The organism is Niveispirillum fermenti (genome assembly GCF_048066175.1).
GTDB lineage: Bacteria > Pseudomonadota > Alphaproteobacteria > Azospirillales > Azospirillaceae > Niveispirillum > Niveispirillum fermenti.
In genome coordinates this window covers 178,507-196,040 of record NZ_JBLTXA010000010.1, presented here as the reverse complement: position 1 = coordinate 196,040, position 17,534 = coordinate 178,507, and the positions used below count along the sequence as shown (strand labels likewise).

At 64.2% G+C, this 17,534-nt stretch carries 14 protein-coding genes; 2 read left to right on the top strand and 12 right to left on the bottom strand.

All coding sequences use genetic code 11. From position 1 onward, the window contains the following. Positions 1-56: 56 nt before the first annotated feature. The 8 genes from ACM9LZ_RS12980 to ACM9LZ_RS12945 form a co-directional block, all read right to left on the bottom strand. Entirely contained in the window at positions 57-644 is a 588-nt protein-coding gene (locus ACM9LZ_RS12980; protein WP_416619897.1) for an NADPH-dependent FMN reductase, read from the bottom strand. A 10-nt stretch (positions 645-654) separates the two neighbouring features. After that, the gene (locus ACM9LZ_RS12975; RefSeq protein ID WP_416619896.1) at positions 655-2,205 is read right to left on the bottom strand and encodes a spinster family MFS transporter; all 1,551 of its coding nucleotides are present in this window, start codon (positions 2,203-2,205) and stop codon (positions 655-657) included. A 25-nt stretch (positions 2,206-2,230) separates the two neighbouring features. After that, entirely contained in the window at positions 2,231-3,160 is a 930-nt protein-coding gene (locus ACM9LZ_RS12970) for an electron transfer flavoprotein subunit alpha/FixB family protein (RefSeq protein WP_416619895.1), read from the bottom strand. Between the two features lie 5 nt (positions 3,161-3,165). After that, positions 3,166-3,909, bottom strand: coding sequence for an electron transfer flavoprotein subunit beta/FixA family protein (locus ACM9LZ_RS12965; protein WP_416619894.1), 744 nt, complete (start codon positions 3,907-3,909; stop codon positions 3,166-3,168). A gap of 32 nt (positions 3,910-3,941) precedes the next feature. Further along, entirely contained in the window at positions 3,942-5,573 is a 1,632-nt protein-coding gene (locus ACM9LZ_RS12960) for a carboxylesterase/lipase family protein (RefSeq protein WP_416619893.1), read from the bottom strand. Between the two features lie 36 nt (positions 5,574-5,609). After that, positions 5,610-7,142 (bottom strand): MFS transporter, encoded by a 1,533-nt coding sequence (locus tag ACM9LZ_RS12955; RefSeq protein ID WP_416619892.1) that lies wholly within the window; start codon positions 7,140-7,142, stop codon positions 5,610-5,612. A gap of 94 nt (positions 7,143-7,236) precedes the next feature. Further along, positions 7,237-9,873, bottom strand: coding sequence for a TonB-dependent receptor (locus tag ACM9LZ_RS12950; protein ID WP_416619891.1), 2,637 nt, complete (start codon positions 9,871-9,873; stop codon positions 7,237-7,239). A gap of 377 nt (positions 9,874-10,250) precedes the next feature. Then, entirely contained in the window at positions 10,251-11,429 is a 1,179-nt protein-coding gene (locus ACM9LZ_RS12945; RefSeq protein WP_416619890.1) for an amidohydrolase family protein, read from the bottom strand. Positions 11,430-11,565: 136 nt separating this feature from the next. Between ACM9LZ_RS12945 and ACM9LZ_RS12940 the strand changes: the two genes are divergently transcribed. Further along, positions 11,566-12,945 (top strand): MFS transporter, encoded by a 1,380-nt coding sequence (locus ACM9LZ_RS12940; protein ID WP_416619889.1) that lies wholly within the window; start codon positions 11,566-11,568, stop codon positions 12,943-12,945. Here ACM9LZ_RS12940 and ACM9LZ_RS12935 read toward each other — a convergent pair. Genes ACM9LZ_RS12935 through ACM9LZ_RS12925 form a run of 3 tightly spaced genes read right to left on the bottom strand, consistent with a single transcriptional unit; the run spans position 12,942 to position 15,731 of the window. Then, positions 12,942-13,814, bottom strand: coding sequence for a crotonase/enoyl-CoA hydratase family protein (locus tag ACM9LZ_RS12935; protein ID WP_416619888.1), 873 nt, complete (start codon positions 13,812-13,814; stop codon positions 12,942-12,944). The genes ACM9LZ_RS12940 and ACM9LZ_RS12935 overlap by 4 nt on opposite strands. Beyond that, positions 13,807-14,739: a hypothetical protein gene (locus ACM9LZ_RS12930; RefSeq protein WP_416619887.1), complete on the bottom strand. Its 933-nt coding sequence runs from the start codon at positions 14,737-14,739 to the stop codon at positions 13,807-13,809. The genes ACM9LZ_RS12935 and ACM9LZ_RS12930 overlap by 8 nt, the downstream gene beginning before the upstream one ends. Further along, a complete protein-coding gene (locus tag ACM9LZ_RS12925; protein WP_416619886.1) occupies positions 14,736-15,731 on the bottom strand; it encodes an NAD(P)H-dependent flavin oxidoreductase in 996 nt (331 codons plus the stop codon). The genes ACM9LZ_RS12930 and ACM9LZ_RS12925 overlap by 4 nt, the downstream gene beginning before the upstream one ends. A gap of 261 nt (positions 15,732-15,992) precedes the next feature. On the opposite strand from ACM9LZ_RS12925, the gene ACM9LZ_RS12920 reads away from it, so the two are divergent. Then, positions 15,993-16,898, top strand: coding sequence for a TetR/AcrR family transcriptional regulator (locus tag ACM9LZ_RS12920; RefSeq protein WP_416619885.1), 906 nt, complete (start codon positions 15,993-15,995; stop codon positions 16,896-16,898). Here the strand turns inward: ACM9LZ_RS12920 and ACM9LZ_RS12915 are convergent. Beyond that, positions 16,828-17,463 (bottom strand): TetR/AcrR family transcriptional regulator, encoded by a 636-nt coding sequence (locus ACM9LZ_RS12915; protein WP_416619884.1) that lies wholly within the window; start codon positions 17,461-17,463, stop codon positions 16,828-16,830. The two genes, ACM9LZ_RS12920 and ACM9LZ_RS12915, sit on opposite strands and share 71 nt — an antisense overlap. Positions 17,464-17,534 lie beyond the last annotated feature (71 nt).

Genomic DNA, 17,534 nt, shown 5'->3' with positions numbered 1-17,534 from the left:
CAGATGCCCCATCCGGAAACGGCCCCCGCTTTCATGCAGCAAAATAGACGGTGATTTCAGGCCGCCGGTCGGGCGAACCGCATCAACTGGACCGCCTGCGCCTTTACCTGCGTCAGAATATCGGCATCCACCAGCATTCCGTCCGCATCAAACGGCTTCTGCGCCATATTGTTGACCGAGATGCCCAAGGGCGTCGGCCATCCCCGCAAGGCATGAATGGTGCCGCGCAGGCCGGTCAGGGTCACGCCACCCGCCTGCCAGCCGGCCGCCACCACGACCAGCCCCACTGCCCGCCCGTCCAGATAGGTGCGGGCATCCATGCGCAGATCATCCAGCAGATCGACGGCGTTCTTCACTAGGCCGGACACCCCGCCATGATAGCTGGGCGATCCGATCACCATACCATCCGCCTGCCGGACGGCGTCCACCAGGGCGAGTTGCCCCGGGGTGCGGCCGGGATGGTCGGGGGCGTAGTGCGGCAGGGCGGCTAAGGCGGCCCCGTCGAACAATCTTGTGTCCGCGCCCAGTTCGGCAGCGGCGGCAAGAACCGCCGCCACCAGCCTTTCACAGGAGGAGCCGGCGCGCGTGGTGCCGCCGATGCCCACGATCAACGGCCGTTTCAGGGACGCTGACTGATCATTCATCGCTGACAATTCACTTACTCTCATCGACCAGGATCACGTTCTTGCGGGCTTCCGCCGCCGGCACCAGGCGCCACGCGAAGAAGCCTGCCAGGCAGGCGATCGGCACCGATGCCAGCAGGGACATCAGACCCACGGCAAGATCGCCCGTCAGGTGCGAGATGCGACCGGCCAGATAGGGCCCCATGGCCAGACCCAGCAAGGTCGTACCGACGAAGAAGATCGCCGTCGCCCCACCCCGCATGCGCGGCAGCACCAGATCTTGGGTCGTTGCCGCTGCGGCGCCCAGGGCACTGCTGGCAGTCATGACGATCAGCACATTCATGACGAAAAACACCGCCGGACTGCCGGTAGTGAAGGCGGATACGATGAAGATCGGCGGTACGATCGAACCGAACAGCAGGACGATGATGCGTCCAGCGGCATGGCGCTGGCGCAGCCAGTCGGCCACCCGGCCGCCCAGCGTCACCCCGACAAAGCCGGCGACCGCCGCCGGCAGCCCGACCAGCAATCCAACCTCGTCGGCGGACAGGCCGAAGGTGCGGCGGGCATAGCTGGGGGCGAAGCCGGAAACGGCATAGCTGATGAAGGCGTTCAGCCCATAAGCAACCACCACACAGACAAAGGCTCGGTTGCCAAAGGTAAGCGCGAAGGTGGTCGGATCGCGGTCGCGCAGGGCACTGGCCCAGGAATAGACCGCATAGAGGCCGATGCCGACCGACGCCCATTGCGCCGGCGGCTCCTGCAAGCCGATGGTCAGCAATGCCACGAGAAACGCGATGATCAGCAGTGCGGCCAGATTGCCCAGCAACGCCCGCCACCCCCGCCGTGCCGCCCCGATCACGGTGAAGGGGGGAATGGTATTGACCAGTTCCTGCATGAAGCCATCGGCGGATGGTGGGGTCTGCGCCACTGTCACGCCTTCCGACTGGCCCCGCAACGGCTCGCGCATCGTGGCGACCAGAATGGCCAGCAACAGGCCCGGCACGCCCACAGCCAGGAACGCCGCCTGCCAGCCCGCCAGCCCCAACGGCCCGCTGCCGGCCGGATATGCCGCGTTCCATTTCTCCACGATCAGCCCGCCGATGAACAGCGACAGACCACCGCCGATATAGATACCCGACGAATAGATGGCCAGTGCGGTCGCCCGCAGGCGGCGGGGAAACCAGTCGGATATCAGGGAATAGGCGGCGGGGCTGGCCGTCGCCTCCCCGATCCCCACGCCGATGCGCGCCGTGGTCAGCGACAATCCTGACCGCGCGAAGCCCGACAGGGCCGTCATTGCCGACCAGAGCGCCAGGCCCAGCGACATCAGCCGGACCCGGCGCCAACTGTCGGCCAGCCGGCCCAAGGGGATGCCGAACAGCGCATAGAACACGCCGAACGCCGTGCCATAGAGAAAGCCGATATCGCCATCGGTCAGGTTCAGGTCGCGTTTTATGTCATCAGCCAGGATCGCCAGGATCTGCCGGTCGATGAAATTCAGCACATAGACCAGGAACAGGATCGCCAGCGCGTAATAGGCATAGAGATCGACCCGTGTATCGTCGGTTTTCGCCGTCATCGGCTTCTCCAGGGCGGCGGAAGGATTAGAGCTTCGCGGTCAGTTCGGGGACGATCTTGAACAGATCGCCAACCAGGCCGATATCGGCAATCTGGAAGATCGGCGCATCCCCATCCTTGTTGATGGCGATGATGGTCTTGCTGTCCTTCATGCCGGCCAGATGCTGGATGGCACCGGAAATGCCGATGGCAAGGTAGATGTCCGGCGCCACGATCTTACCCGTCTGCCCGACCTGATAATCATTGGGCACATAGCCGGCATCGACCGCAGCACGCGAGGCACCTACCGCCGCCCCCAGCCGATCGGCCAGCGGCATGATATGATCGGCAAAGGTCGGCGCATCCTTCAGGGCGCGACCGCCGGAAACAATGATCCGGGCACTGGTCAGTTCCGGCCGTTCCAGTTTGGCGATCTCCGCCCCGACAAAGCGCGACTGACCCCGATCACCCGTGGCCTGGACAGGCTCCACGATCCCCGCCCCGCCTTCGCGCGGGGCCTTGGCGAAGGCGGTACCGCGCACGGTAATCACCTTCTTCGCATCCAGCGCGCGAACGGTGGCGATGACATTGCCGGCATAGATCGGCCGGGTGAAGATGTCGGGTGCCTCCACCGACAGGATGTCGCTGACCTGCATGACGTCCAGCAGGGCCGCGACCCGTGGTGCGATGTTCTTGCCGTGGCTGGTGGCCGGTGCCACAAAGGCATCGTGATCCTGCATCAACGCGACCACCAGCGGCGCCAGATTTTCTGCCAGCCCATGGGCAAACGCGGGATCGTCGGCGACCAGGACCCTGCCCACCCCGGCAATGCGGGCCGCCGCGAGTGCGACCTCACCCACGCCATGACCGGCAACCAGCAGATCAACCCCACCCAGCTGTGCGGCGGCGGTGACGGCGGACAGGGTGGCATCCTTGATGGCCCCGTCTTCATGCTCAACCCAGACAAGCACCTTCATGATCGTCAAACCCCCAGCGCCTTCAGCTTCGTCACCAGTTCATCAACATCGGCAACCTTCATCCCTGCCGCCCGCCGGGCCGGCTCCGCCACCTTCAGCAGTTGAAGCCGCTGCTGGAGGGTGACACCGAGTTCGGCGGATGTGCGTATGGCCAGCGGCTTCGATTTCGCCTTCATGATACTGGGCAGCGCAGCATAGCGCGGCTCGTTCAGGCGCAGGTCGGTGGTGATGATGGCAGGCAGGGACAGGGCCACCGTCTCCAGCCCGCCATCGACCTCACGCGTCACGGTCACCGTTCCATTCGCCACCGCAACCCTGCTGGCGAAGGTTGCCTGAGGCAGGTCCAGCATGGCGGCCAGCATCTGACCGGTCTGGTTGCAATCATCATCGATGGCCTGTTTGCCCAGGATGATCAGATCCGCCCCCTCTTCGGCCTGCAGCTTTACCAGAAGCCGGGCAACGCTCAGGGGTTCCACCTCCTCGTCAGTCTGGACCAGGATGGCGCGATCCGCACCCATGGCCAGGGCCGTGCGCAATGTCTCCTGCGCCTTGGCGGGACCGACCGACACCACGATGATCTCGGTGGCGATGCCCTTTTCCTTTAGCCGGACGGCCTCCTCCACCGCGATCTCATCAAACGGGTTCATGCTCATCTTGGCGTTCGTCAGATCGACGCCCGTCCCGTCCGGCTTGATCCGGGGCTTCACATTGAAATCAATCACCCGCTTCACGGGCACCAGGATCTTCATGTCGTTCGTTCGCTTCCTCGAAGACACGGTCATCAACCGAAGACGCCGCCGGACGGCACGTCCTTCAGCAATTCCCGCACGCGGGCGCGGGGATCGGCGACCACCTCCGTCTCATTGTCCAGAACAAGCGTCAGGCGACGGTCGGGCCCATAGGCACCCCATTGTGGCAGGCGTTCATTGTTGGGATCGCCATTTGCGGCGAAACTGGCCCAGGCCGACGCCAACCGGTCTGCCATCTGGCGGCTGGCCCGGTCGGTCCCGGTCAGGGCACCGCGCACATTGTGAAGGCTGGGCGCCACATCGACACCGTGAACGGCGCCATAGCGCCCATCGGTGGCCGGGCTGGCCCAGTTCCATAGATAGGTCCAGACCGGCGCGCCGCCGGCCGCCGCCTTGCGCTCGGCCTGCTGAAAGGCGAAACGGCGGAAACTGAGATCGGTCTCCAGCCGCGCCTTCAGGATGAAGGACGACGCGCCGGGCGTTTCCTCCCGGTAAAGCGCCAGAATGTCATCCGCCTTTTCGCCCACGCGCTTGCGGGCGAAAGCCAGAAGCTCGGCATCGGTCAGACCGAACTCCACCATGCGGAAGGTCCGTTCATCCAGCACGGTAGAAATGATCATCGGCACATCATGCGAGATGGCCGGCGCGGTCGGGTCGAACGGGTGGGCAGGGATCGCCTCCCCGCCCACCACCGGGGCGAGTGCCATCGGTGCCTCTCCCCGTGCCCGATCTTCGGCTTCCACCAGGGCCTGGGCCTGAAGAAGAGCGGTGAAGGGCAGGTCCTGAAGACGGCGAAGGTCGCACGGTGCAATATCCAGCGCCTTCAGCAAACGCATCGTTGCCTTGTCGGCAGCCTCGCGCTCCACGGCACGCATCATCGACCCGCTCATCACCCCGGCGCGGTGGAACAGCCCCTTGGCGGCAGGCATGCCCAGCAGCATGCTGGTCTTGGCCCCGCCGCCGGACTGCCCGAACACCAGGACGCGGGCCGGGTCGCCGCCGAACTGGGCGATATTCTCCCGCACCCAGCGCAAGGCGGCGACGATATCCAGCATGCCGGCAGCACCGGAATCCGCGAAATCGCCCCCGCCACCGGCAGTACCGGACAAATGGAGATAGCCGAAAGCGCCCAGCCGGTGGGTGACGGAAACCACCACCGTGCCGGCGAAACGGGCCATCATCTCCCCATCCATGCCGGTGGAATTGCCAGATCCGGCATAGAAGCCGCCGCCATGCAGCACCACGATCACCGGCTTCTTCGCCTGTGCGTCTATCGACGGTGTCCAGACATTGACGCGCAGGCAATCCTCACTGGGACCGCTGGGCTGCAGATCCATGGAGATCAGGTCGGCATAATCATGCCGGCGGTCGGCTGGCACCTGCGGACAGACATCGCCATAGGCGAGCGCATCCTGGATCCCGGTCCAGGTCGGCGGCGGGGCCGGCGGCATGAACCGGTTGCGGCTTTGCGTAGAGGCCGCATAACGGATGCCCTTGAACACGGCCACCCCGCCCGACAGCAGGCCACGAAGCTTGCCCTGCGCTGTTTCCACGACGGGAAACATCGGCGGCAGCGCCCCTGCACGCCCGGCCAGCACCAACCCAACCCCCGCAGCGCCCACACCAAGGGCGTGCCGGCGCGTCACCCGGTTTTCACCGCTCATATCGCTCTCCTTGAAGGCACGGTTTCCGTCATCCGCTCAGCGGATGGGACCACCGGAGAAATTGTCGGCTTCCTGGGCCCGCGCCTGTGCCGTGCGGGCCTTCAGGATTTCCACGTTGCGTTCATGACGCTCCCGCGTGATCGGGTAAAAGGCCAGGAAGGCGCTGCCGATAAGCCACAGTCCGAAGGACGAGACCATGTAATGGACCGCCAGACCGTCGATCATCGCGGGCGTCACCTGCGCGGGGTCGACCTTGGCGGGAAAGTCTGACCAGGTCAGGATCAGGCCACTGACCACCAGGCCCAGCGCCGTGGAACATTGCTGCATGAAGCTGGCAGCTGCAAAGAAGGTGCCGGCGTCGTGCCGACCGGTGGCGACCGCACTGTCCTCCACCACATCGGCCAGCATGGAAGAGGTGTTGATCAGCGAGATCGCCACCATTGCCCCATAGATGGCCCCGATGACAAACAGGGTCGGCAGCAGCAGCGGATCGCCGGGCGCATAGAACAGGCCGAGATAGGCCAGCAGCAGCGGTGACAGGCCGATGGCGACACCGAGAATGGCGAAGAGCAGCGAACTGGTCCGCTTGCCCAGCCATTGCGACATCACCGGTGCCAGTGGTGCTGCTATGGTGGCGGCCACCACGCTGTCGATGGTGAGCACCGCGATCTGCGAGGCATCCAGCCCGAACAGGTAGGTGTTGAAATAGAGCGCGCTGGCCGCGTAAAGCCCGATGGCCGTGAATTTGAAGATGCCGAAACCCAGGATGGAGAGAAAGGCGCGGTTGCGAAACGCGCTCGCCATCTCCTTGAAATGGCGTCCCATTCCGCCGGCGCCATCCGCCTTGTCCGCCTGACGCAGGAACGGGATGCGATCATGGGTGCCCAGCCCGCAGACCAGGATCGCCATGAAGATCATTACCGACCCCAGAATAGCGAAGCCGCTATAGCTGTCGGGGTTCAATTGCCCGCGCGGAAATTCCGGCGTCGGTGTGAAGAAGACCAGCAGCGCGGCGGCACTGAACCCATATTGACCGATATAAAGGAACCAATAGCGCAGCGAGAACAGCCGTGTACGCTCCCGGTAATCATCGGTCAGTTCCGCCGTCATCGCCTGGGTGCAGATCTCAAACGCGCTGATGGACACGCGCGTGACCATGGCGGTGAGGAAGACCCACAGCCCCGCCTGGCCACCCGTTAGGTCAGCCGGCGGCGTCCAGACCATCAGGAAGAAGATGGGCGTGGGGATCAGGGCCGCATAGATGAAGGGATGGCGCCGGCCCCAGCGGCTGCGCGTCACATCGGACAGCCGGCCCAGGAACGGGTCGATCAGCGCATCCATCAGCAGAGTCGCCGCCAGCGCCGCCGAGACGATGCCCGCCGGAATCCCCAGCACTTGATTGTAGAAGAACATGAGATAGGCGGAAAAGGAGACGTTCTTGACGCCGCTGGCGACGGCGCCTGCGGCATAGGCAAGGCGTGTCCGCGCCGTCAGTGCCGGTGCCATCGCCCCCTTCACCGTCATCGGTCGGGCCTGGGGGACCGCGCTATCATCCATCTGCAAAGCCATGGCAACATTCTTCCGATTGATGGACGGGGCCTGCCCGCCAAGGGACAGGCCCGGTCGCAACGCGCCGGCGGGAGTGGCCCCCGCCGGCCGACGATCAGAACTCCTTGGTCACACTGATGCCGAAGGTCCGGGGCTCCAGCAGATAGAGCCGGCGCGTCAGGCCCAGCGAGGCACTGTTGACGCCCACCGAGGTGATCGCATCCTTGTTGAACAGGTTCTTCGCCCAGGCCTGGATCGTCACCTGCGCCGTCGGGTTGGACAGGGTCAGCGTCGCGTTGACGTTGCTCCAGCCCTTCGCCTTATTATCCTGGTTGTTGTAGATGTCGCCGAAGACCGAGCCCTGATAGTGGAAATCAGCGCGCGGGCTCAGCGTCCAGTCGGGCATCAGCTCAAAATCATACTGGGCGCCGAAGGAGATGGTCCATTTCGGCGAGGTCGGCAGCGAATTGCCGGTAATGTCCGACACCACACCGAAACTGGTCGGCAATCCGAAGTTGGTGGCGAAGGCGCCATTGGGGGCCGCCGCCGTCGGGCAGGCACCCACCAGGGCGGATGCCGGCACCAGACCTGCATTGATCGCCGAAATCAACCGGGCGACACCAGCCGCCGGACCGACGCAGGCAATCGAAGTGTTCTTCAGCGCGACCAGCGTCGGATCACCACCGGTGATGTTGTAGGGATCGACTGACCGGTTGTTCGGGCCCCTATTGACCTTGGTCTTCAGATAGCCGGCATTAAAATAGAGCCCTAGTTCACGCAGCGGGTAGAAGATCGATTCCAGCTCCAGCCCATAGAGTGTTGTGTTGATGTTCTTGGTGACTGTGGTCAGGCCTTCGGAAACCGAATACTGGTAGTCGTTATATTTGTAATAGAAGCCGTTCGAGTTCACCGTCAGGCGCCGGCCCATGAAGGTGTTCTTCGACCCCACCTCGAACGCATCCACCGTTTCCGGTGCGAAGGCGGAATTGGGGTCGCCGGTGGTGGGGGCATTGAAACCACCGCCCTTATAGCCGCGCGAATAGCTGGCATAGAGCATATTGTCCTTCGTCGGGTTCCATTCGGCGATGGCCCGGCCCGTCCATTCCTTGAAACGCGCCTCCTGCAGCACCCCGGTGGTCAGCCCCCGGCCCGACGTCAACAGCGCCAGCGGCGTCTGTGGCTGTTCCTTGACGTCATGGGTGTAGCGGGTGCCCAGCGTGATCTGGAACTCTTCCGACGGACGTACATACAGCTCACCGAACCCGGCCTTGGAGGTCAGTTGGTAGCGTGAATGGCTGAGATAGTAATTGTGGCCGGTCTCGTCGGGCGTCCGGCCCGGATCGACATAGGCCGTCGGCACCGCCGTCTTCACATAGAGCGTCTGGCCATTGGCGAAGAAGTAGATATCATTATGCCGCTTGGCCTTGTAGTAGAATGCGCCCAGATTGAAATCGACCATGCCGCCATAGTCCGATTGCAGCCGGAATTCCTGGCTCCACTGCTTCTGGCGCAGGACATTGTAATTGTTGGCCGTCAGGAATTGCGACGGGCCGATCTGCGGATCATCGAATACGCTGCCAGGGGTCAGTGGCCGCACATTGAACGGCGTCGTCGCCTGCGGCAGGCCATTGCTCTGGATGGTCTTGTCGAGATTGTGATTGGTGATGGAGGACAGCGACAGTTCCTCATTCAGATCCCATTCCAGGGAGAGCTGATAATTGTCGCTGTTCACATCATTGGTGGGATCGATGCTCATCGCCATCTTGCGCAGGTCATCCGGCTGGACGACCCCGGCATTCACGTCCCCACTGATATAGCCCGTCAGTGTCGCCAACTGACCGGACAGGGTAGCGCCGGAATTGTTGGTGCCGCGCAGCGCACCGGCGGCATAGATGCTGGCCTGGGTGCAGCCTTCGGACAGGAAAGCGCGGGCCACGGGGCTGTTGATGGTAACACCACCCACGGAGGCCGGCCCCGGATCGTTGATACAGGCCTGCCGGACACCGTAACGGCTGTCATTCTCGGAGAAATGCTCCCAGATGCCGGTGACGCGGAACGTCTCCGTCGGCTCCACCCGTAGCGAGGTGCGCGTGCTCCACAGGGAACGCTCATCGATCTTGTTGCCGGTATGGACATTTTCCATGGTGCCGTCACGGTCCACATAGAAGCCGGCGACGCGAAAGCCGACCTTTTCGTCCGGTGACAGGTTCAGCGCGCCCTTCAGACGCACCATGTCGTAATTGCCATATTCACCGGTCAGGCTGCCGCCATTGGTACCAAGCTCCGGCTTATTGGTGATGATGTTGATGACGCCACCGGTCGCATTGCGTCCATAAAGCGTGCCTTGTGGACCGCGCAGCACCTCCACCCGTTCGACATCATAGAACTCGGCATCGGTGATGCGGGCGCGGTCGATGGGAGCATAATTCTCCGCCACACCCACACCCTGGTCGCCGGCCGTGGTCACCAGCGTATAGCCGATACCGCGGATTTGAAAATTGCTGGAGCCATAGAGCTGCTGGCTGTAGTTCAGGTTCGGCACCTGAAGCGCCAGGTTGGCAGCACTGTCCAGACGGGCGGCTTTCAACGCTTCTTCGGAGAAAGCCGAAACGGCGATGGGCACATCCTGAAGCGCCTCTGACCGGCGCTGCGCCGTGACAATGATTTCTGCCAAGAGATCGTCACCGGTACCGGCCAGCGGCGCGCCCTGCGCCAGGGCGGACCCGGCATGGACCAGACATGTCGATGCCATGAGAAACCGCAAACATCCGCGGATCATCGTTTCTTCCTCCCTTATTCCGCACAAGTTGGTCAAGTGCGGTTAAGATCACCATGCCATCATTGGTGAGGAAGTCAACTTTAACATACCCAAATTTCAAATTATTTTGACGCGCCCATCCGAAGCGCATGCCGAAACGCGAAAAACCCCTCGCCCAAGCCTGCCACCCCAGGCTCTCTGGCTGAAACCCGCAGGATTGAGCAGTGCGGCATAATTCGGCGCCCCACTCTGATCGGCCTCGCACCATCATTCGACAGGAGGGCGAAGAACGCCCGCCAGACCGCACCATACCGCAGAGACAAAAATGGCCCGCCGAAGCGGGCCATCCTTCACTGCACCGGACGCGATGATTATTCCGCCGCCACTGCTGCGGGCGTGGAAACCCGATACATCATGTGATCGTAGTTCGTGCGATAGAACATGTCCTTCGCCGCCTCGTCCAGGTCGCCCAGCGACGCCTCGAACAGGGCGATCGGATCACGCGTACCCTCCGGATGGGGATAGTCGCTGGAGAACAGGAACAGTTCCGGCCCGGCATCCCGGATCATGCGGCCCACATCTTCCTTGGGGAACGGCGTGAAGCGCACGGAGCGGCGGATCTGATCCGACGGCTTTTCCTTCATGGCCTGCAGGTACACGTCGCTCTTCTTGAAGCTTTCATAGCCATGATCAAGCATGCGCAGGAATTCCGGCACCCAGCCGGCACCACATTCCAGCACGCCGCCGCGCAGACCCGGGAACCGCTCCAGCACCCCGTCATAGACCAGGGCCGTCAGGAACTCCTGCGGCGCGTACCACAGGGTCATGAAATCCGGGAAGCGCAGATTCTCACCACCACCATGCAGGTCGGCCGCCCGCGCCCGGCCATTATTCATATAGGCTTCCGGCGGCTTGCGCGTGCCGGGCCCGATATGCAGCATGAAGGGGATGCGATTATCCTCCAGATATTTCCAGAACGGGTCGTAGTCCGGATGCCCCGGTGAACGGTCGCCCGCCGGCGAGGCGGAGAACATGACCGCGCCCGCCCCCTTGGCATGGGCGAAACGGACCTCATCCAGCGCACGCGCGGGATTGTCCAGGGGTGTATAGGCCACGGCGATCATGCGCTTGTCGGCGTTGCAGAAATCAATCTGCGCCAGGTTCAGGGCGCGGGCGGCAGCATAGGCCTGCTCCTGCGACTGCGCCCGGCTGATGGCGGCCAGCCCGAAAGTCGGGAAGATCAACTGGCTGGCAAAACCCAGCCAGTCCAGTGCCTCCACCCGCTCCTCCTTGTCGAAGCCGCCATAGCCCAGCCAGCCCTTGTCGCCGCCGATGATATTGGCCGCCGCCTTGGCGCGCGCCTCCGGGTCGTTTTTCCGCGCCACGGCCAGATCGATCATCTTGGTGATGCGCTCTCCACCCTCACGCTTGGAATAGACACCCGTGTATCTCTCCTTGAACTCACCCTCCAAATAGGGGGTGAGCCAATCCTGCGTTTCCATCGTATGCGAGTCCGCATCGTTGATAATACGGCCATTTGCATAGGTCATGTCGCTTCCTCCCATCATTCCGCCATTCACAATGGCTATCGAAAGCTTCCATCTATTAGTTTGCTTGTCAATTCGAATCTGATAGGTGTTCACGACCCCGCCAGGGGCAATCCAGCGTGCGGAAGGTGGAGCGGTGATGCGTGTCAGGGCTGATGGAACCAAGGTCGCAAAACATGACGACGGTGGCGGCGCCATGCATGCCAACCCCACCAATCAACAGGAACAGGACACCGATTTCGTCACCGCCAATCTGGGCCGGAACTATCGTGCCAACCTGTTCTACGGCATGCTGGGACAGACGGGTTTCCGGCTGATCTACGCCCCGACCTTCATCCCCGCCTATATCCACCAGCTGACGGGATCGGATGCGCTGGTGGGCAGCGGGGCGGCCCTGCTGCAACTGGGCATGGTGTTCTCACCCATCTTCAGCGCCTCGCGCCTGGAACGCCAACCGCTGATCCTGCCGCACGCCATGCGCACCGGTACCGCCATGCGCGCCGTGATCCTGGCGCTGGCCGTGACCGGCTGGTTCCTGGATGGCTGGGCGCTGCTCTCCCTGACGCTCGCCTGCCTGTTCCTGCTTGGCCTGTTCACCGGCGCACAGCGCGTGGCCTTCCAACTGCTGATGGCCAAGGTCATTCCCGTGGACCGCCGGGGCCGATTGCAGGCCTGGCGCAATTTCACAGGCGGCATCATTGCGGCACTGCTGTCCTATGCTGCCGGTCATTGGCTGATCGAGCGCAACGCCCTGGGCAACGGCTATGCCACCACCTTCTTCCTGACCTTCGTGCTGACCAGTGCCGGTCTGGTGATCCTGACAAAGCTGCTGCGGGAGCCCAGCGCGCCGGTGCCGCGTCTGCCCACCCGCTTCATCGACCGGCTGCGCCAGTTCCCCGACCTGCTGGCCGACAGCGACTACCGGCATTTCCTGGTGGCGGAGGCGTTCTGCGTGCTGGCCCGCATCGCGTCGCCCTTCTTCATCCTCTATGCCGGGCAGCGCATGGGCATGGATGGAAAGGTCATCGGCAGCCTGGCCTTCTGCTATCTGGGTGCCGATACGCTGGCCAACCTGCTCTGGGGCTATATGGGCGACCGCACCGGCTATCGCGCCACCTTGATCGGCTCCATCCTGATCTGGATGGCGGCGATCATCCTGCTGATGAGTGTGGAGGCTTCGTGGGCCGCCTATCTGTGCTTCTGCGGCCTGGGTGCGGCGTCCGCCGGCTATCTGATGAGCCAGCAGACCATGGTGCTGGAATTCGGCGCCCGCAAGGAAGCGGCGATGCGTCTGGGCCTATCCACCACCCTGGAAGGGGCGGTTGCCGCCATCGGCCCGCTGCTGGGCGGGGTCATCGCCGCCCTGGCCGGCTATATGCCCCTGTTCGCAACGGCGCTGGCCTTCCTGGCCATCGCGCTGGTCCTGCTGGTCTTCGGGGTACGGGAACCGCGCCTGCGCCGGGCCGAATTCCTGGCCCGGACGCAGGCGGCTCCCGACTGGTCCGATACGCCGCCTTAAATAAAGGGCGGCTCCTCTGCCCAGGGGAAGAAGCTGGGCATGTCCGTCGATACCCGGTCGGGGAACAGGGCCGGCCGCTTTTCCAGGAAGGCCCCCACCCCTTCGCGGACATCGGCGCTGCGACCGCGCGATTGCAAGGACCGGCTGTCGACGCGATGGGCCATCATCGGGTGTGGAGCGCCCAGATTCTGCCAGATCAACTGACGGCTGAGCGCCACGGAAACCGGGGCGGATTTCGCCGTCAACATCCTGGCATGGGCCAGGGCCGCCGACAGCAGCGCATCCGGGGCGTGTACGGCCTGCACCAATCCCGCCGCCAACGCCTCTTCCGCACCGAAGACCCGACCGCTATAGACCCACTCCAGAGCTTTTGGCACGCCCACCAGTCGCGGCAGGAACCAGCTTGAACAAGCCTCCGGCGTGATGCCGCGCTGGGCGAAGACAAAGCCGAAGCGCGCCTCGGCCGAGGCGATGCGCACATCCATGGGCAACAGCATGGTGGCCCCGATCCCCACGGCCGCCCCGTTGATGGCCCCGATCAGCGGCTTCAGGCTGCGGAACATGCGCAGCGTCACCCGCCCGCCCCCGTCGCGGCGCACGCCATCGACATCGATATCCCCAGCCCGGCCGCCGGGCTTGTAATTGAACGTCTCCCCGCCCCGGCCCAGATCGGCGCCCGCACAGAAGGCGCGGCCGGAACCGGTGATGATGACGGCACGCACATCATCATCGGCGTCGGTCCGGTCGAACAGGTCCAGCAGGTCCTGCATCATGGCCAGCCCGAACGTGTTCATCTTGTCGGGGCGGGAGAAGGTGGCGATGGCGATGCCATCCTCGACGCGATAATCAAGGGTATGGAAGTCAGTCATGGGCCGCGGCTCCATAAAGGTCCTGGAATTCCCGCTCATAGGCGGCATAGGAGGATTTGAGGCTGGCGGTATTCAGCAGCATTTCCGCCACCGGCATGTCGGTGCCCGCCTGGTAAAGGCGGGTCCGCACCCACATGCTCTCGGTCTTGCGGCTGCCGCTGAGTGCCACGATCTCGCGATCAAGCTCATAGGCTTCTCCCACGCGAACCGGGCCCGCCAGCAACCGGATTTCCTGATCGGCGAACAGGCCGACGCAGGGACCTCGCGCAGGAAATGGCTGTTCACGCGCGATATGGTTCATCAGCACGCTCAGCATCTCGAACGGCACGATCCGGTCATAAAGCGGCGAGGGTTCGGTGATCCGGCGCAGCTTGTCGGCCAGGGTGAACGGGTACAGTTCGCCCATATGCTGGTCGGCCGCCATCGACACCGCTAGCCGGCCGGTGCGCATGCCGATGGTGACATCGCGCAGGATCACGGGGTTTTCCGGGGGACGCAGCTGCGCCATCCGTGCTTCCAGGGCGCTGGCCGGTGGTGTGAGACCAATGGAAACCGTGCCCGCCAGCACTTCAGTGCCATCACGCTTTTCCATGCGGATCCGGGCGATATCGTCCCCATCCGGCGTCAGCAGGGCCCGGACCTCCTCCCCCTCGAATACCGGATTGCGGTAATGGGCGGAGATGCAACCGGTCTGAAACCAGCGGTCGCCCCATAGCGCATGGCACAACGGATCGAACTGGCTGAAGTGGGTCGGTCCCTCGATGGTGCCGGCCTTGAAGCCCAGCGTGCGCGCCGTCGCGTCATCATGGATGGAGGCGCGTCCATCATAGGATTGGGCATCCAGCATCTGCCGTGGCCCCCGCCAGGGGCCGGACAATTGCCCGTCCTCCCCGCGCCCGACCGGTGTATCGAAGGCGGCCTTCATGACGCCACCCCGCTTGCCGCGCCGAACAGGCCAGCAAGGCGACCCTCCAGCAGTGATCGCGCCTCACCGACAATGCGGGTCACCAGCTCGCCGACACTGGGAATATCATGGATCAGCCCCTGCGCCTGACCCGCCCAGTAGAGGCCGGCCGTCAGGTCACCCTGTTCCATCACGGCCCGGCCGCGCTGGCCCGCCACCAGATGCGCCACATCCTCGAACGTGGCGTCGGGGCGGGAAAGGATCGCCACCACCTCATCTGATACCGGGTTACGGCCCACGCGCGCCGTATTCTTCAGCTTGCGGAAGATCAGGTTCGTATCGCGCTCGTCGCTGGCTAGGATCTTCTGCTTCACATTTTCATGGATGGCGCATTCCCGGGTCGCCAGGAACCGTGTGCCCATATTGATGCCGTCGGCACCCAGGGCCAGTGCGGCCAGCAGGCCGCGCCCATCCGCGAACCCGCCGCTGGCGATCATCGGAATTTTCAGCTTGTCGGCTGCCGCCGGGATCAGAACCAGGCCGGGAATATCATCTTCGCCCGGATGGCCCGCACATTCGAACCCGTCGATGGAAATGGCATCCACGCCCATCCTTTCAGCGACCAGCGCATGACGGACGGCGGTGCATTTATGGATGACGCGCACGCCGGCCGCCTTCAGGTCATCGACATGTTCCTGTGGCCGATGACCGGCCGTCTCAACAATCGTCACCCCGGATTCGATGATGGCTCGGCGGTATTCCTGATAAGGCGGCGGGCGCATGGTCGGCAGGATGGTCAGATTCACCCCGAACGGCTTGTCCGTCAGATCGCGGACCCGCCCGATCTCCCGTGCCAGATCTTCCGGGCTGGACTGTGTCAGCGCGGTCAGGAAGCCCAGCGCGCCGGCATTGGCAACGGCCGCCACCAGCGGTGCCCGCCCGACCCATTGCATTCCCCCCATGACGATCGGGTGGTCGATCCCGAACGCCTGCGTGAATCGTGTTCGCAGCATTCACTGCCCTTCCCGTATTTTTGGATGGTCGACGGCCCCGATGTCGGGCCAGAATTGATCAACACACTATTAGTGAAGGATCAATCCAGCACAATCAATGATATTTCGGCATAAATCCACTGCTTTTCAGCCGAATCGACCCCTGACACGGGCACAAACAAAGCCGGCGGTCATCTGCCGGCTTGCCTGGACCGGGGCTTTCATGACAAGAGTGCCCCCTGGCAACGCAGCAAAGATCAGCCGATGACACGGGCGGAATTGATGGACCTTGTGTGGGGCGCGCCCCTTGCCGCCGTGGCCACCGATGTCGGCCTGACGGCGAACGGTCTGGCCAAGCTGTGTGACCGGCTGGCCATTCCAAGGCCGGGCCGCAATTACTGGCACCTGCCGCCGGACGAACGGGCCCGTCACCGCCCCGCCCTGCCCGCCGCCCCCCTGGATGCGGGGGAGACGGTGCTGCTGGGCGGGCCGCGACAGAACCGGCGGAGCCGCACCCGCCTGACCATCGAGGAGCGGCGCGAACAGCTGCTGGACGCCGCCGCCCGCGTCGCCACGATGGAGGGCGTCAACGAGGTCAGCCTGAACCGCATCGCGCGTGAGGTGGATATCTCCGAGGCGCAGGCCCATAACTGCTTCGGCAAGCGTATCGACCTGCTGATCGCACTGACCCGCCGCGAACTGGCCGCCATCGAGCAGACGCGGCGCGGCGTCATCTCGCGGGGCGACGATCCGGTCACCTCCGTCGTGCTCTCCACCATCTTTTATCTGGAAGAGGCGGAGACACGCGGGCCGCTGTTGCAGGCATTGCTGCGGGTGCGGGAGATCAAAATGGCGTTGAGTGAGGAGCGGGCAGAGCTGCGCCGGCAGGCCCGCGCCCCGGTCCTGGCCTCCATGCGCGCCCGCTACGGCATGTCGGAAGCCGAAGCGGAGGGGGCGAATGCCATCCTGTCGGCCATCGCCCTGCGGGCCGGTGCCATGCTGGCCACGCGGCGGATTGACCATGGCGTGGCGACGCGGCTGAGCCTGGCCATCATCCTGGCCGGCATGCGCAGCAATGCCGGCGGATCGCTGCTCGCCACCCCGGCGGAGGCATTGCTCAACCCGGCCGACCGCTCCCCGGTCGCGGCACCTGCGCGGCGATCGCGGCGCCCATCAGCCGATCACTGAGCGCCTCGGCCTCCGGTACCGTCAGAACCTGCATGCGGACATGCTTGCCCGCTTCCTCCGGAATCACGGCCAGCAGTTGCACCAGGGCCACCGCCTCATGCGCCGGCATATGCAGGTCCAGGCGTGCGGCCCGCGCCAGCGCCCGATAGAGCCGCCCGCGCAGGCGCGACGCCGCCCCTTCCAATTGTCGGGCCAGCGGTTCATCGCGAACCACCAGTTCCAGGGCCGCCCCATATTGGGCGACATGGCGCAGATAAAGGCGGGAGACGGCGCAGGCCCGCTCCACCAGCGCCCCCCGGCTGGCCGCCTGCACAATTCCATCGGCCAGCAGCCGGTCGACATGCTGCTGCAGCACCGCATCCAGCAGACGGAGCTTGTCGGGGAAATAGGCATAGACCAGGGCGCGGCTGGCCCCCACCATGTCCGCCACCTCGCGCAGCGACAGGTCGGGAGAGCGGTCGCGGTTGACGATCTGGTCCGCGGCATCGATCATCTGCTGCCGGCGGTCCGTCGCGCTGTGCCGCACCCTTGCTCCCGAACTGGCCGCTTTGCTGGCGTTTGTCATCCGTCCCGGTGCCCCCGATCCCCTGCTGCTGACTAGCATGGGGCCGGGGTGGATTCAATCATCCGGCTTGG